This window comes from Hymenobacter polaris (assembly GCF_012927305.1).
Lineage (GTDB): Bacteria > Bacteroidota > Bacteroidia > Cytophagales > Hymenobacteraceae > Hymenobacter > Hymenobacter polaris.
Genome location: NZ_JABBGH010000001.1, coordinates 654,684 through 667,012 on the forward strand (window position 1 = coordinate 654,684; position 12,329 = coordinate 667,012).

General features: G+C 64.2%; 11 protein-coding genes. 7 read left to right on the forward strand and 4 right to left on the reverse strand.

All coding sequences use genetic code 11. The features are described from left to right. The first annotated feature begins 15 nt into the window (after positions 1 to 15). From HHL22_RS02815 to HHL22_RS02825, 3 genes are all read left to right on the forward strand, one after another. Positions 16 to 339, forward strand: coding sequence for an antibiotic biosynthesis monooxygenase family protein (locus tag HHL22_RS02815; protein ID WP_195809214.1), 324 nt, complete (start codon positions 16 to 18; stop codon positions 337 to 339). Positions 340 to 367: 28 nt separating this feature from the next. Beyond that, positions 368 to 1,831, forward strand: coding sequence for a M20/M25/M40 family metallo-hydrolase (locus HHL22_RS02820; RefSeq protein ID WP_169529450.1), 1,464 nt, complete (start codon positions 368 to 370; stop codon positions 1,829 to 1,831). A 206-nt stretch (positions 1,832 to 2,037) separates the two neighbouring features. Continuing rightward, on the forward strand, positions 2,038 to 2,532 hold the full coding sequence (locus HHL22_RS02825) for an ankyrin repeat domain-containing protein (protein WP_169529451.1): 495 nt from the start codon (positions 2,038 to 2,040) through the stop codon (positions 2,530 to 2,532). 192 nt (positions 2,533 to 2,724) lie between these two features. Here the strand turns inward: HHL22_RS02825 and HHL22_RS02830 are convergent, their stop codons facing one another. Next, complete coding sequence (locus HHL22_RS02830) at positions 2,725 to 3,396, reverse strand: DUF4159 domain-containing protein (RefSeq protein ID WP_169529452.1); 672 nt, start codon at positions 3,394 to 3,396, stop codon at positions 2,725 to 2,727. Positions 3,397 to 3,522: 126 nt separating this feature from the next. On the opposite strand from HHL22_RS02830, the gene HHL22_RS02835 reads away from it, so the two are divergent. Next, complete coding sequence (locus HHL22_RS02835; protein ID WP_241737952.1) at positions 3,523 to 4,740, forward strand: DmpA family aminopeptidase; 1,218 nt, start codon at positions 3,523 to 3,525, stop codon at positions 4,738 to 4,740. 98 nt (positions 4,741 to 4,838) lie between these two features. Beyond that, the gene (locus tag HHL22_RS02840; RefSeq protein WP_169529453.1) at positions 4,839 to 6,263 is read left to right on the forward strand and encodes an RtcB family protein; all 1,425 of its coding nucleotides are present in this window, start codon (positions 4,839 to 4,841) and stop codon (positions 6,261 to 6,263) included. Positions 6,264 to 6,366: 103 nt separating this feature from the next. Here the strand turns inward: HHL22_RS02840 and HHL22_RS02845 are convergent, their stop codons facing one another. Continuing rightward, on the reverse strand, positions 6,367 to 7,092 hold the full coding sequence (locus tag HHL22_RS02845) for an RsmE family RNA methyltransferase (protein ID WP_169529454.1): 726 nt from the start codon (positions 7,090 to 7,092) through the stop codon (positions 6,367 to 6,369). Between the two features lie 335 nt (positions 7,093 to 7,427). Between HHL22_RS02845 and HHL22_RS02850 the strand changes: the two genes are divergently transcribed. Beyond that, positions 7,428 to 7,784, forward strand: coding sequence for a hypothetical protein (locus tag HHL22_RS02850; protein ID WP_169529455.1), 357 nt, complete (start codon positions 7,428 to 7,430; stop codon positions 7,782 to 7,784). Positions 7,785 to 7,844: 60 nt separating this feature from the next. On the opposite strand, the gene HHL22_RS02855 is transcribed toward HHL22_RS02850, so the two are convergent. After that, on the reverse strand, positions 7,845 to 8,264 hold the full coding sequence (locus HHL22_RS02855; RefSeq protein ID WP_169529456.1) for a hypothetical protein: 420 nt from the start codon (positions 8,262 to 8,264) through the stop codon (positions 7,845 to 7,847). A gap of 144 nt (positions 8,265 to 8,408) precedes the next feature. Between HHL22_RS02855 and HHL22_RS02860 the strand changes: the two genes are divergently transcribed. Then, a complete protein-coding gene (locus HHL22_RS02860; RefSeq protein ID WP_169529457.1) occupies positions 8,409 to 9,224 on the forward strand; it encodes a M48 family metalloprotease in 816 nt (271 codons plus the stop codon). 195 nt (positions 9,225 to 9,419) lie between these two features. Here the strand turns inward: HHL22_RS02860 and HHL22_RS02865 are convergent, their stop codons facing one another. Next, the gene (locus tag HHL22_RS02865; RefSeq protein WP_169529458.1) at positions 9,420 to 12,320 is read right to left on the reverse strand and encodes a DUF4394 domain-containing protein; all 2,901 of its coding nucleotides are present in this window, start codon (positions 12,318 to 12,320) and stop codon (positions 9,420 to 9,422) included. Between the last annotated feature and the right edge of the window lie 9 nt (positions 12,321 to 12,329).

Consider the following 12,329-nt stretch of genomic DNA (forward strand, 5'->3'; position numbering starts at 1 on the left):
TTCGTTTACTCCGGTATGCCTACTATCACCATCAAAAACCAGCTGCTGACGCTGATTAACGTATTTACAGTAGAGCCCGCCCAGCAGCAGCGCCTGGTGCAACTGCTTGCCCTGGCCACGGCGGGCAGCGTGCGGCAGGTGCCCGGCTTTGTGTCGGCCAGCCTGCACCGCAGCCTCGATGGCCGCAAAGTGACCATGTACGCGCAGTGGCGCAGCCGGGAAGACTACGAGCGGATGCGGGCCAACCCCACGGCCTCGCCCTACTTGGAGCAGGCCCTGTCGTTTGCCACTTTCGAGCCGGGGATGTACGAAGTAGTGGAAACGTTTGAGCCCGCTTAGAATCGGGCCCGGCTTCTAACTTGCGGCCATGCGCCTTTTTCTTCGCCTGCTGGCCCTAGGGGTCGTGCTACTGCTGGTGGCCGTACTGGTAAACACGCTGCGCCTGCCCAACCGCCAACTGGGCGCGGTGCCGCCGGCGCCTACCCTGCGCCTGCCCGCCGACTCGGCCACCGCGCACCTGGCGGGGGCGCTGCGCCTGGCTACCGTGTCGCGCACGCGCTACGCCGATACCGATACAGTACCCTTCGACCAGCTGGCGGCTTACCTCGCGCGCACCTTCCCTAGGGTGCACCAGCAGTTGAAGCTGCAAACCGTGAACCACTACGGGCGGCTCTATACCTGGGCCGGAACCGATGCCCGCTTGAAGCCGCTGCTGCTGCTGGCCCACCAGGACGTGGTGCCCGTGCTGCCCGGCACCGAGGGGCAGTGGGCGCGCCCGCCCTTTGCTGGGCAGCAGGCGGGCGGCTACCTCTACGGCCGCGGCACCCTCGACGATAAGATGAACCTGCTGGGGCAGCTCGAAGCCGTGGAGTACCTGCTGGGCACTGGCTACCAGCCCCGGCGCACGGTGCTGCTGGCCTACGGGCACGACGAGGAAACCCTGGGCCAGCGCGGGGCCGGCTCCCTGGCTGCGCTCATCCGGCAGCGCTACCCGGCCCTGGAAATGGTGCTCGACGAGGGCGGCACCATCAAAACCGATGGTGTGGCGGGTTTGGCGCAGCCCGTGGCGCTGGTGGGCATCAGCGAGAAGGGCTATCTGAGCCTGGTGCTGTCGGCCACCGGGCAGGGCGGGCACTCGTCCATGCCGCCCGCGCTCACCAGCGTTGGGCGGGTGGCGGCGGCCGTGGCCCGGCTGGAAGCCGCGCCGTTTCCGGCCCGCCTGGATGGCGGCATTGGCAGCACGCTTGACTACCTGGCGCCGGCCGTGCCCGTTGGCCGGCGGCTGGTGTTTGCCAACCAGTGGCTGTTTGGGCCGCTCATCAAGCGCCAGTTGGCCGGGGCGCTTTCCTCCAACGCGGCCATTCGCACCACTACCGCGCCCACCATCATGGCGGGCGGCGATAAGGACAACGTGCTGCCCATTGATGCTTCGGCCACCGTCAACTTCCGCCTGCTGCCCGGCGACTCGGTGGCGGCGGTGGTGCGCCGGGTGCGGCAGCTTATTCAAGACCCTTTGGTGCAGGTGCGCCCCCTAGGACCGGGGCGCGAGGCCGCGCCCGTGTCGCGCACCGACAACGCCGCCTTTGCCACCTTGCAGCGCACCATTGGCAGCGTGTTTCCGAGGGCGCTGGTGGCGCCCTACACGGTGCTGGGCGCCACCGATGCCCGCACCTACGCCCCGCTGTGCCCGCAGGCTACCTACCGCTTCGCGCCGGTATTAGTTGACCAGGCGGCCATCGAGAGCATCCACGGCACCAACGAGCGCCTCGGGGTGGCCGATTACCAGCAGGCCATCCGCTTCTACGCCGCGCTTATTCAAAACATGCAGTAACTGGCTGATTCTGGGAATGCTATAGACTACGTGCCAGGAAGTTTCCGCTGAGGTACGCAGTGGTAAACCGCCGAGGTACGCTGAGTTCAATGAGTTTGGAGGAGTAGTTCATTAAGCACATCCAGGGGGCGCCGCCCCTAGGGCCCAAAACAAACCGCGTAGCCAGCCGCTTTAGCGGCGTATCCGCGTAATCCGTTAAATCTGCGATGTCTTTCACTTCCTCCCAGCCCAACGACCTGCTGTACGATGCCGCCCGCCGCGGCGACGTCGCCGAAATCAACCACCTCCTAGCCCAGGGCGCCGACCTGAACGCCCAGAACGGCAAGGGCCACTCGGCCCTCATCCTGGCCACCTACGACGACCACCTGCCCGCCGCCGAGGCGCTTATCGACGCCGGCGCCGACCTTAACCTGCAGGATGCCAGCGGCAACTCGGCCCTGATGGGGGTTTGCTTCAAGGGCTACGCTGCTATTGCCCGCCTGCTCATCGCGCGCGGTGCCGACCTCAACCTCACTAACGGCAACGGCGGCACCGCCCTCATGTTTGCCACCCTCTTCGGCCGCAACGAGCTGGTTAAAATCCTGCTCGAAGCCGGCGCCGACGCCACCCTGCGCGATGCGCGTGGCCTCACGGCCCTGCACCTGGCCGGCCAGCAAGGCAACGAGGAAGCCTGGCAGCTGCTGGGCGGGAAGGAAGAATAATGTAGAAATGTGAAGATGTAGAAAATGTAGAAGTGTGGGGGATATGGAAAAGGCGGTCATGCTGAGCTTGCCGAAGCATCTCTACTGAACAACCCCTAGGGGCGCGGGAGAGATGCTTCGACAAGCTCAGCATGACCGCCTTTTCCACATTCCCTACATTTTTACATCTCCCACATTTCTACATTAAAAGAATTAGTCTTGCGTGAGGGCGTAGGCCACTAGGTTGGCGCCCATTTTCAGGGCGGCTTCGTGGATGGCGGGGGTGTCTTCGGGATAGGTGCCCACGTCTTCCCAGCCGTTGCCCAGGTCGCACTCGTAGGTGTAGAAGCACACCAGCCGGCCCTTGTAGAGCAGGCCGAAGCCCTGGGGGCGCTTGCCATCGTGCTCGTGTACCTTGGGCAAACCCTTCGGAAACTGGTACTTCTCGTGGTAGATGGGGTGCGAGTAGGGCAGCTCCACAAACTCCAGCTCGGGAAATACCTTTTTCATTTCGGGCCGGATAAACTTGTCGAGCCCGTAGTTATCGTCGATGTGCAGAAAGCCGCCGCCCGTGAGGTAGCGCCGCAGGTTCTGCGCCTCGGCCGCCGTGAAGTTCACGTTGCCGTGGCCCGTCATGTGCACGAAAGGGTAGGTCAGCAGCTCGGGCGAGTCCAGCTCCACGGTGGCCTCGTCGGGCGCCAGGTTGGTGTGCAGCGCCGCGTTGCAGAAGCTGATGAGGTTGGGCAGGCTGGTTTTGTTGGCGTACCAGTCGCCCCCGCCGCCGTAGTGCAGCTTGGCCAGCTGGTTGCTGGGCGCGGCGGCCCTAGGGGGCGCAAAGGCGGTGAGAAGCAAGAGGGAAGCGGCGAGCAGAAAGGGACGAAGCATGGTAGAAAGCCGGGTGGGGCGGCTGGTAACGCAAAGGAAGCGGTAGGGCGGAAAGTTTCGAGGGCCAGCCAACTGCTTTGGGGCCGCCACCATAGCTAGCGCCTACTGCGCAACTTTAACGCAGACATGGCCATCCTTGGTGCCCTCTGTCACTATCGCCAACCAGTCCTAGCAACACCACCAATGACGCACCACTATCTATTCTTCTTGTTTTTTTTAGTGCCAGCGCTGGTTTTTGGGCAGAAGCCGCGGGCCCGGGATATTGGCATTCCGTTCACCGGCACACCGGGTAAATTCAATGCCATCACCGACGTGCGCGGCGTAGAAGTTGGCTATAGCACCATCATTTCGGGGCAGGGGAAGAATGTCAGGGGCAAGGGCCCAATCAGGACGGGCGTAACGGCCATTTTGCCCCGGGGCAAGCACAACAATCCGGTTTATGCCAATTGGTACGCCCTAAATGGCAACGGCGAAATGACGGGTACTACTTGGATAACGGAATCGGGCTTTCTAGAAACGCCGATAATGCTGACCAATACCAACAGCGTGGGCGTGGTGCGCGATGCCGTAACGAAGTGGTTTGTGAAAACGGGCTGGCACAAAGACGATTTCTGGTTCGCCTACCCGGTGGTGGCTGAAACGTATGATGGTTTCTTGAATGACATTTACGGCTTCCACGTGAAGGAAAGCAATGCCTTTGAGGCCTTGAACACCGCCGCGACGGGCTCCCTCAAAGAAGGCAACGTGGGCGGCGGTACAGGCATGCTGACGCTAGGCTTCAAGGGTGGCACGGGCACGGCCTCGCGGGTGGTGCAGGTCGGCGATTCTACCTATACCGTTGGCGTATTAGTGCAATCAAATTTCGGTAAGCGACGCAATTTCACCATTGCGGGCGTGCCCGTTGGCAAGGAATTGAAGGATACGCTGGAGTATAAATTCAACGCGGCGCCCTCTTACCGGCAGGAGGGCGACGGGTCGATTATTGTGGTAGTGGCCACGGATGCGCCTGTATTGCCGCACCAGCTAAAACGCATTGCCGCCCGGGTGCCCATTGGCATGGGCCTGGTGGGCGGACGCGGCGAAAATGGCTCGGGCGACATATTTATTGCCTTTTCCACGGCCAATCAAACGGCCTTTCAGCGCAAGGATTTTGTGAAGGTGGAGCAGTTGCCGAATGATTTAATCGACCCCCTGTTTGACGCGACCGTGCAGGCAGTAGAGGAAGCCATCATTAACGCAATGGTAGCGGCCGAAACGATGGAAGGTATCAACGGCAACACCGTGTACAAGCTGCCGCAGCAAGCAGTGCTGCGGATACTCCGGAAATACCAGCGAATAAAGTAGCGGGTAAGAACTAGTTGCGGGCAAAAGGCACGTTGCTGGAGACTGCTGGTAGGTTCACGTACTACATTCGGCCAGTAAAAACTATTTGCCCAAACTTTATGCTCACCGGCCAAGACCTCATTGCCCTAGGCCTGCGCCCTGGCAAATACTTCAAAGACGCCCTCGCCCACATCAACGCCCACGGCCTGGCGGGCGAGGCGCTGGAAGCCTACGTGGCGCAGTTTCGGGCGCCCGCGCCGCTGCCCCTGCGCCCCGAGCCGCTGCCATTTCACGAAAATATTCGGGCAGTCTCGGCCGTGGAACAGCAAAATGTGGAGCAGGTGCGGTTGTCGATGCAGCAACTCATGCGCGTGCCCACCGTGGTAGCCGGCGCCGTAATGCCCGATGCCTGCCCGGCCGGGCCGGTGGGTACCATTCCGGTGGGCGGGGTGGTGGCGGCGCGCCAGGCCATTCACCCTGGTATGCACTCGGCCGATATCTGCTGCTCGGTGATGCTCACCAACCTGGGTCGCCAAGACCCTAGGGCCGTGCTCGATGCGGCGCAGGCCATCACGCACTTCGGCCCCGGCGGGCGCCCGCCCGAGCGGCAGTTTGCCCTGCCGGCCGATTTGCGCGCCGAGCTGGCGGCCAACCCCTACCTCAACTCGGGGCGCGGCCTGCAGCTGGCGCAGGAGCACCTGGGCACCCAGGGCGACGGCAACCACTTCTTGTACGTGGGCACCCAGGCCAGCACCGGCGACACAGTGCTGGTGACGCACCACGGCTCGCGCGGGGTGGGGGCGCTGCTCTACAAAGCCGGGATGCAGTTGGCCGAGCGGTTTCGCCGCGAGCGCTCGCCCGACACAGCGCCCGCCAACGCCTGGATTCCGGCCGACACGCCCGAGGGTGAGCAGTACTGGGCCGCCCTGCAAACCGTGCGCCGCTGGACCAAGCTCAACCACGAGGTGCTGCACGATGCTTTGGCCACGCGCCTAGGGGTGGCCGCGCCCACCGAGCGGTTTTGGAACGAACACAACTTCGTGTTTCGCGACGGCGACGTGTATTACCACGCCAAGGGCGCCACGCCCCTGGCCGCCCACTTCCTGCCCGATGCCCGCGATGCCCGCCGCATTATTCCGCTCAACATGGCCCAGCCCATCCTCCTCGTGGAAGGCGAGGTGACGGGCAATAACCTGGGCTTTGCGCCCCACGGCGCCGGCCGCAACCTGAGCCGCACCCAGCACAAGCGCCAGCTCGGCCGCGTGACCGACGAGGCGCAGTACGCCCTCGAAACCCAGGGCATCGACGCCCGCTTCTTCTTCAACCGCATCGACACCTCGGAGCTGCCCAGCGCCTACAAAGACGCCGCCGAAGTGCGCCAGCAAATCGCGGAGTTCAAGCTGGCCCGCGTGGTCGATGAGATTCGCCCCTACGGCTGCCTCATGGCCGGCGACTGGGAGCACGACGCCCCCTGGAAAGCCAAGCGCCGGGCCAAGCTCGCCGCGCAAGAGCCCGGCGGCGAGGACCAATTCGTGACGACGTAAATGATTATATTAGAACGTCATGCTGAGCTTGCCGAAGCATCTCTACCGCAGCAGTAATTCTGACGTCAGGAGTTAGTTACGCGGTAGAGATGCTTCGGCAAGCTCAGCATGACGGGCTTGTTTTCTGCTCAACCACCACCTGGGCCGTGAACACGGCCGCCAGTGCCGCCGTTTCCGTCCGTAGCCTAGAAGACCCTAGGGTGACTGGGCGCACCCCGAGGCCTAGCGCCACCGCGATTTCGGCGGGCGAGAAGTCGCCCTCGGGGCCGATGAGCACGCAGGCGCGGGGAGCGGCGCCAATAATCTGGGCTAGGGGCAGGCGCTCGCCCGCGTCGAGGTGGGCGATGAACGTGGTGGCCGGGTCGAGGGTGGGCAGAAGTTTATCGTAGTCTACCAGCTCGTCGAGCTGCGGTAGCCACGCCTGACCGCTTTGCTTGAGGGCGCTGACGGCGATTTTCTCCAGCCGCTCCAGCTTCAGCTCGCGCCGCTCGGAGCGGGCGCAGCGCACGAAGCTAAGGCGCTCGATGCCCACCTCCACGGCTTTTTCGACGAGCCACTCCAGGCGGTCGAGATTTTTGGTGGGGCCTAGGGCCACGTGCAGGTAAAAGGGCCGGCGCGGCACCAGCTGGCGGTTTTGCAACTGCACTACGCAGCGCTTGGGGTTAGCCTCGGCAATGGTGGCCTGGGCCAGCGTGCCGCGGCCATCGACCAGCAGCACGGGGGCGCCGGCACCCAGGCGCAGCACCCGCACGGCGTGCTTGCTTTCCTCTTCCGAAAGCTGATAGGTGGGCTGGGTAGGAGTGAGGTCGGGGGCAAAGCAGGTGAGCATAACGATTTCAGGAATTTTTTTAAGTAAGCCACGCAACCGTTGCGGGCCCCCGGCCATCAGGGCTATACGGGCCCCGCGTGGGCCCACGGACAGCCCGGCCGGGGGCTGGGATAGAGCCGCTAGGTAAGCGCGCCATTTATTTTTTACGGCTGAGCTAACTATTTTTTATTGAAGCTCAGCAGTATAACAAATAAATAAAGGGGTAATAGGTAAAAAATAAGCTTTTTAAGGACAAAATAAAGCTCAGGTTATTGGAACTATGGCGCAGCTTAGATAAGTTTGTATCGCGGGTGGCACTGTTGTGCTTTTCGTCTCACTTTCATCCTAACCAAGCTATGACACTCAAACCCCTGTTGCTCGTTGCCGGCCTGCTGGCGGCCACCGCCCCTAGCTTTGCCCAAACCACCCCCGCCGCCGTTGCCGCCGCAACGCAAACCCGCGAAATGGCCGAGCGCCTCAAGCTCAACGAGGCCCAGTACATCCGCCTGCTGCGCGTGAACCGCACCCGGCTGGACCGCCAGCAAGAGATCGAGTTGGCCAACAAAACCAACCCCGCGCGCCGCTCCACCCTGCTGGCCGAGTTGCAGGGCCAGTACGAGCAGGAGTGCAGCCGCATTCTGTCGCCCAGCCAGCTCAGCCAGCTGCAGCAAGATGGCAGCCTGCCCACGGGCGTGGCCAACGGCAACGGCTAAGCAGCCCAAGCAGCCAAGGCTTTACTGAAGCGCCGGCCCCCTAGGGCCGGCGCTTTTTTGCTAGGGGGCCGGGGCGGGCAGCGGCTCGGCCTGCACCTCCGTCACGGTGCCCAAGGGGCCGAAGCGCAGCCGCAGGCGCGGCGCGGCCGAGCGCGGGTGGCGCGGGCCGCACTGGGCGCCCGGCAGCAGGTAGTAGCTGTATACCTTTTCGGTTTGGGCCAGCAGCTCCTCCTCGTCGGGGTGGCCGAGCAGGGCGGTCACGTCGTCGGCGCGGGCGTCGTAGAGGCGGGCGCGGGCGGCCAGTAGCGGCGGCAGCAGGGCGGCGCGGCGCCCCAGGCAGGCGTAGGGGTCGGCGCGCCAGGCGGCGGCCGCAAAGCCGGGCACGTTGGGCAGGGCGTGACCGCAGCCCGCCAGCAGCAGGCCCGCCAGCAGCGGCGCGGCCAGCCGGGAGGCGCGGTGCGGAGAAATTCGAAAAAACATACGGTAGGGAGAAGCGCAGAAACTGGTTGCGGGCGCGAAGCTAGGGCCCGCCGCGGCGGCGCGATAACCTGCGGCACGGCGCTGCGTTTAGATTGCGGCTACGCGCCCGCCGCCTAGGCCTCTTCACTCACTCTTGCTACCCCCATGCGCCTCAACACCCAAACTATTATTGGCATCATCATCGCGTTGGTAACGCTGATTGGCTACTTTTTCAATACCTCGACCAACCCCGTGACCGGCGAGAAGCAGCACGTGAACATGAGCGCCGAGCAGGAAATAGCCCTGGGGGTGCAGGCCGCCCCCGCCATGGAGCAGCAGTACGGCGGCGAAAGCACCGACGCCCGCGCCACGGCCGCCGTGCAGCAGGTGGGCCAACAAATTGTGCGCGCCAACGGCCTCGACCAGAAAACGAAGTACCAATTCAACTTCCATCTGCTGGCCGACGACCAGACCATCAACGCCTTTGCGCTGCCCGGCGGGCAGGTGTTCATCACCAAGGGCCTGCTCGATAACCTCACCAGCGAGGGGCAGCTGGCCGGGGTGCTGGCCCACGAGATTGGCCACGTCATTGGCCGCCACTCGGCCGAGCAGGTGGCCCAAAGCCAGCTGACGCAGGGCCTGAGCGGGGCCGCCGCCATTGCCAGCTACGACCCCAATAACCCCGGCAGCAGCGTGGCCCGCGCCGCCGCCGCCGCCATGATTGCCAAGCTGGTGGGCCTGCGCTTTAGCCGCAACGACGAGCTGGAAGCCGACAACTTCGCCGTGAAGTTTACCCCCGCCGCGGGCTACAATCCCGCCGCCATGCTGCAAGTGATGCAGATGCTGGGCCGCAAAGCCGGCAGCAGCAACCCGCCCGAGTTCCTGAGCACCCACCCTAGCCCCGGCAACCGCATTGAGGAGTTGCAGAAAGACATCCAGCAGGATTATCCCCAGGGCTTGCCCGGTGGGCTAAAGTCGTAAGAGAATGTAGAAATGTAGGAAATGTGGAGATGTAATTGGCTGTATCTTCATTTCCCACATTCTCCGTATCGTGCTTCAGCAGTTTAGGAGCTGATATAGTTGCTTTATGTACTCGTGCGTAGTAAGCAGGTACTTAAAAGGCCCGCTGGCAGCTTGCCAGCGGGCCTTTTTTAGCAGGCCGGGGCCTAGGGCGGGCTACTCTACCCGCAGCTGCTTGGCTACCGAGCCGCCGCTGGTAGTGGCGCGCACGGTGTAGATGCCGGCCGCCAGGCTGCTCAGCGGCAGCTCTACCTGGTCGGAGCCGCCGGCGGCTACGGTGCGGCGCAGCACCACCTGGCCCAGGGCGTTGAGTAGTTCGACCTCGCTGGCGGCCTGGCCGCGCAGGCTGGTGGGCAGCAGCAGCACGGCCGCGTGGTGGGCCGGGTTGGGGTACACGGCCACCAGGGCGGCCAGGGCGGCGGGGGCCGTGGCTAGCGGGGCGCTGGTGCCAAACACCACGGCGAAGCGGCTGGTAGCCGGGCCGGCGGCCAGGCTCACCGCCACGCGGGGCGTGGTAGCCAGGTCGGTGTAGGTGTTCAGAGTAGCATCGCGCAGGTAGGCGTGGTAGCCGGTGGGCAGGTTGGCCAGGTTGGCTACCCCTAGGGTGTAGGTGCCGCTCGTAGCCACGGCCACGCGCAGCGGCACCGTAGAGGTGCCCGCCAGCTCCGGCTGGCCGTTGATGGACAGTAGGTTGGCGCCCGCTTCCGATAGCAGCACCAGGCCGTTGCTGGTGGGCAGGGCCTCGGCGTCGAAGGTGGCGTCGAAGGCAGCGGTGGCGCCGCGCTCAAAGTAGATGTCGGTTTGGATGGCCGCGGTGCCATTGCTCAGCTCCAGCAGCAGCTGGGGGCGGGTGTCGGCGGTGGTGCGCTGGAAGGGGGCGGTGGTAGCGCTGGTAATGCGCTGGCTGTTTTGGAAGTTGAGGCTGCCTTGGCCGCCCACCATGCTGGTGCGCACGAAGAAGCCCTGCGCCAGCGGCACTACGTTGGTGCCGCCGTTGGCGGGCTGGCCGTTTACGTAGCTGGCGTAGGTGCCCGTGTACCGGCCGGTGCTCTTGTACACAAACAGCGCATTATTGAGGCCCGCCAAGCCCGTGCTGACCACCTGGTCCCAATCGAGGGCACTGGGGTAGGGGTTGCCCAGCAGCTGCCAGCCGGCGTTGTCTTTGGCGCTGCGGCCCTGCGGGGTGGTGCTGATGTTGCCGTTGGCCAGCGTGCCCACAAAATCCACCACCTCGTTGTTCGGGATGTTTACCGAGTAGCCCGTGCCCGATACCCAGGGCGTAGTGGCGGTGGGCGAAAAGTAGCCACGGTCAAAGTCGGTAGTGATGGTGACGGCCGGCGAGCTTTCGTACATGCGCTGGCTGTAGCCATACACCGTTGGAAAGGGGGTGGTGGCGTCCGGCGTGGTGCTGGTATTATAGGCCGGATTGAACACGGGCGTGTACGTGGCGGTCGCGATGTCGCCCACCGTGGTGTTGGTAACCGGCGCCGAGTAGTGGCGGTAGCCGATGCCCTGGCCGTTGAGGCTGCCGTCGATGGAGCGCTGCACCGTGGCTGTGCCTAGCAGCGTGCCGCCGTTGTTCACCACGTAGGCCGTGCCGGTGGTTGCGTTCGAGCGCAGCGTAAACGATTGGTCGGTCACCGTCAGGTTGCCGGTTAGCGTGAGGCCCGCCTCCACCGACACGTCCGCGCTGGTGAAGGCCCCTGCCGTGCCCACGCTCAGGTTGCGGAAGTTGGAGGCACTCCCGCCCGCAATCTCTTGCCGGGTAGTGCCTACCAGGGCTATCCGGCCGCTGCCGCTACCGGCTACCGTGCCGTCGTTGTTTACAAAGTTGCCGTACACGCTCAGCACGCCGCCGTCGGCCGTCGTTAGCACGGCGCCGTTGCCCAGCGTCACCGACAGCGCCTGCTTGGTGGCCGCTGAGCTGCCTACTACGGGCTGGTTGGCGGGCGTACCCGGAATGAATACGTCGTCAGTTGCAGAGGGCGCGGTGCCGCCAGTCCAGTTGCCGCCATCTTCCCAGGCGGTGCTTACCGCGCCCGTCCAGGTCTTGGCCAGCGAAACCGAGGCCGCGATGTCGTACAAGAAAACGGGTATTGCCCCGAAGAGATTTTTACCCGTTGCCTTGCCCGTCGTCAGGTCGAGCGCGTAAAAGTTGCTGGCGTAGCGGTCAGCTACCGCCGGGTCGTTGGAGTAGCGGGCTTCCAGCAGGAAGGCCAGGTTTTGCGCGGCCACGCGGTCATAGGCGATATCCAGGGAGAGGGCAATGGTGGGGGAGGCCAGGGGGTAGTACGTAGTAGCCCCATTGACGGCAAACGTGACGGGGGCCACCGGGTTGAGCACCCCATCGTTGGGCGGCGCTTGCGTCGAGAGCAACCCGTTGGTGTTGGTCAGGTCAATGTCGTAGAGCGTTGTGCCTAAGCCACTGAGCACGGAATTGGTATAGGCCGCCGTGCCGATGTAGGGCGCGTGGCCCACCGAGCTGCCTGGCGCGTAGGTTAAGGTGCCATCGGTGGCCACGAGGGCCCCGGTATTGGGGTTGAGGCGGTAGTTGGTGCCATTGGGCGCCACCACCCGCAGGCGGTCTACCCGCGGGTTGAAGTCAAAGCCTACGTTGGTCACGAAGCCGTAGGTATTCGAACGATTCGCATCCTGCAGGTTTAAGGTAAAGCCCGTGCCAACCGGAATGGCCACGGCAGCGGTGGAGCTAACCGCGAGCGTATACAGCTGCGCCGCGCCCGAAGCGGCCGCGTAGCCCAGCGCGAAAAGCTGGCCCGTACTCGGCCGCGCATCAATACCCACCAGCTGCTGGCCGGCCGCTACGCCCGCAACGGCGACGAGGCTATTGGGGGTGTAGGCCTGCGTGGCTGGGTTAAATTGGGCGAGCAGCTGGGCACCGGCCGCGAAGCCGCCATACGCCTGCGTAGTAGTGCCCAGCGCGTACACGGTGCTGGGGGTGGTTTGGGCGTGCAGCGTGGTGGCCGAAGCCAGGAGCCCGAGCAGCCCCCAAAAACCATACCGGCGGGCGCCGGGGCGGTTGCGTAAACTAAGTGGCATAAAGCTGTG

Bases quoted from the DNA above. Each gene is read 5' to 3' on its own strand.
- HHL22_RS02815 (WP_195809214.1), top strand. From the start codon at position 16: ATGCCTACTATCACCATCAAAAACCAGCTGCTGACGCTGATTAACGTA.
- HHL22_RS02845 (WP_169529454.1), bottom strand. From the start codon at position 7,092: ATGCTCACCTGCTTTGCCCCCGACCTCACTCCTACCCAGCCCACCTAT.
- HHL22_RS02835 (WP_241737952.1), top strand. From the start codon at position 3,523: ATGGCCATCCTTGGTGCCCTCTGTCACTATCGCCAACCAGTCCTAGCA.
- HHL22_RS02865 (WP_169529458.1), bottom strand. From the start codon at position 12,320: ATGCCACTTAGTTTACGCAACCGCCCCGGCGCCCGCCGGTATGGTTTT.
- HHL22_RS02860 (WP_169529457.1), top strand. From the start codon at position 8,409: ATGCGCCTCAACACCCAAACTATTATTGGCATCATCATCGCGTTGGTA.
- HHL22_RS02850 (WP_169529455.1), top strand. From the start codon at position 7,428: ATGACACTCAAACCCCTGTTGCTCGTTGCCGGCCTGCTGGCGGCCACC.
- HHL22_RS02840 (WP_169529453.1), top strand. From the start codon at position 4,839: ATGCTCACCGGCCAAGACCTCATTGCCCTAGGCCTGCGCCCTGGCAAA.
- HHL22_RS02825 (WP_169529451.1), top strand. From the start codon at position 2,038: ATGTCTTTCACTTCCTCCCAGCCCAACGACCTGCTGTACGATGCCGCC.
- HHL22_RS02820 (WP_169529450.1), top strand. From the start codon at position 368: ATGCGCCTTTTTCTTCGCCTGCTGGCCCTAGGGGTCGTGCTACTGCTG.
- HHL22_RS02830 (WP_169529452.1), bottom strand. From the start codon at position 3,396: ATGCTTCGTCCCTTTCTGCTCGCCGCTTCCCTCTTGCTTCTCACCGCC.
- HHL22_RS02855 (WP_169529456.1), bottom strand. From the start codon at position 8,264: ATGTTTTTTCGAATTTCTCCGCACCGCGCCTCCCGGCTGGCCGCGCCG.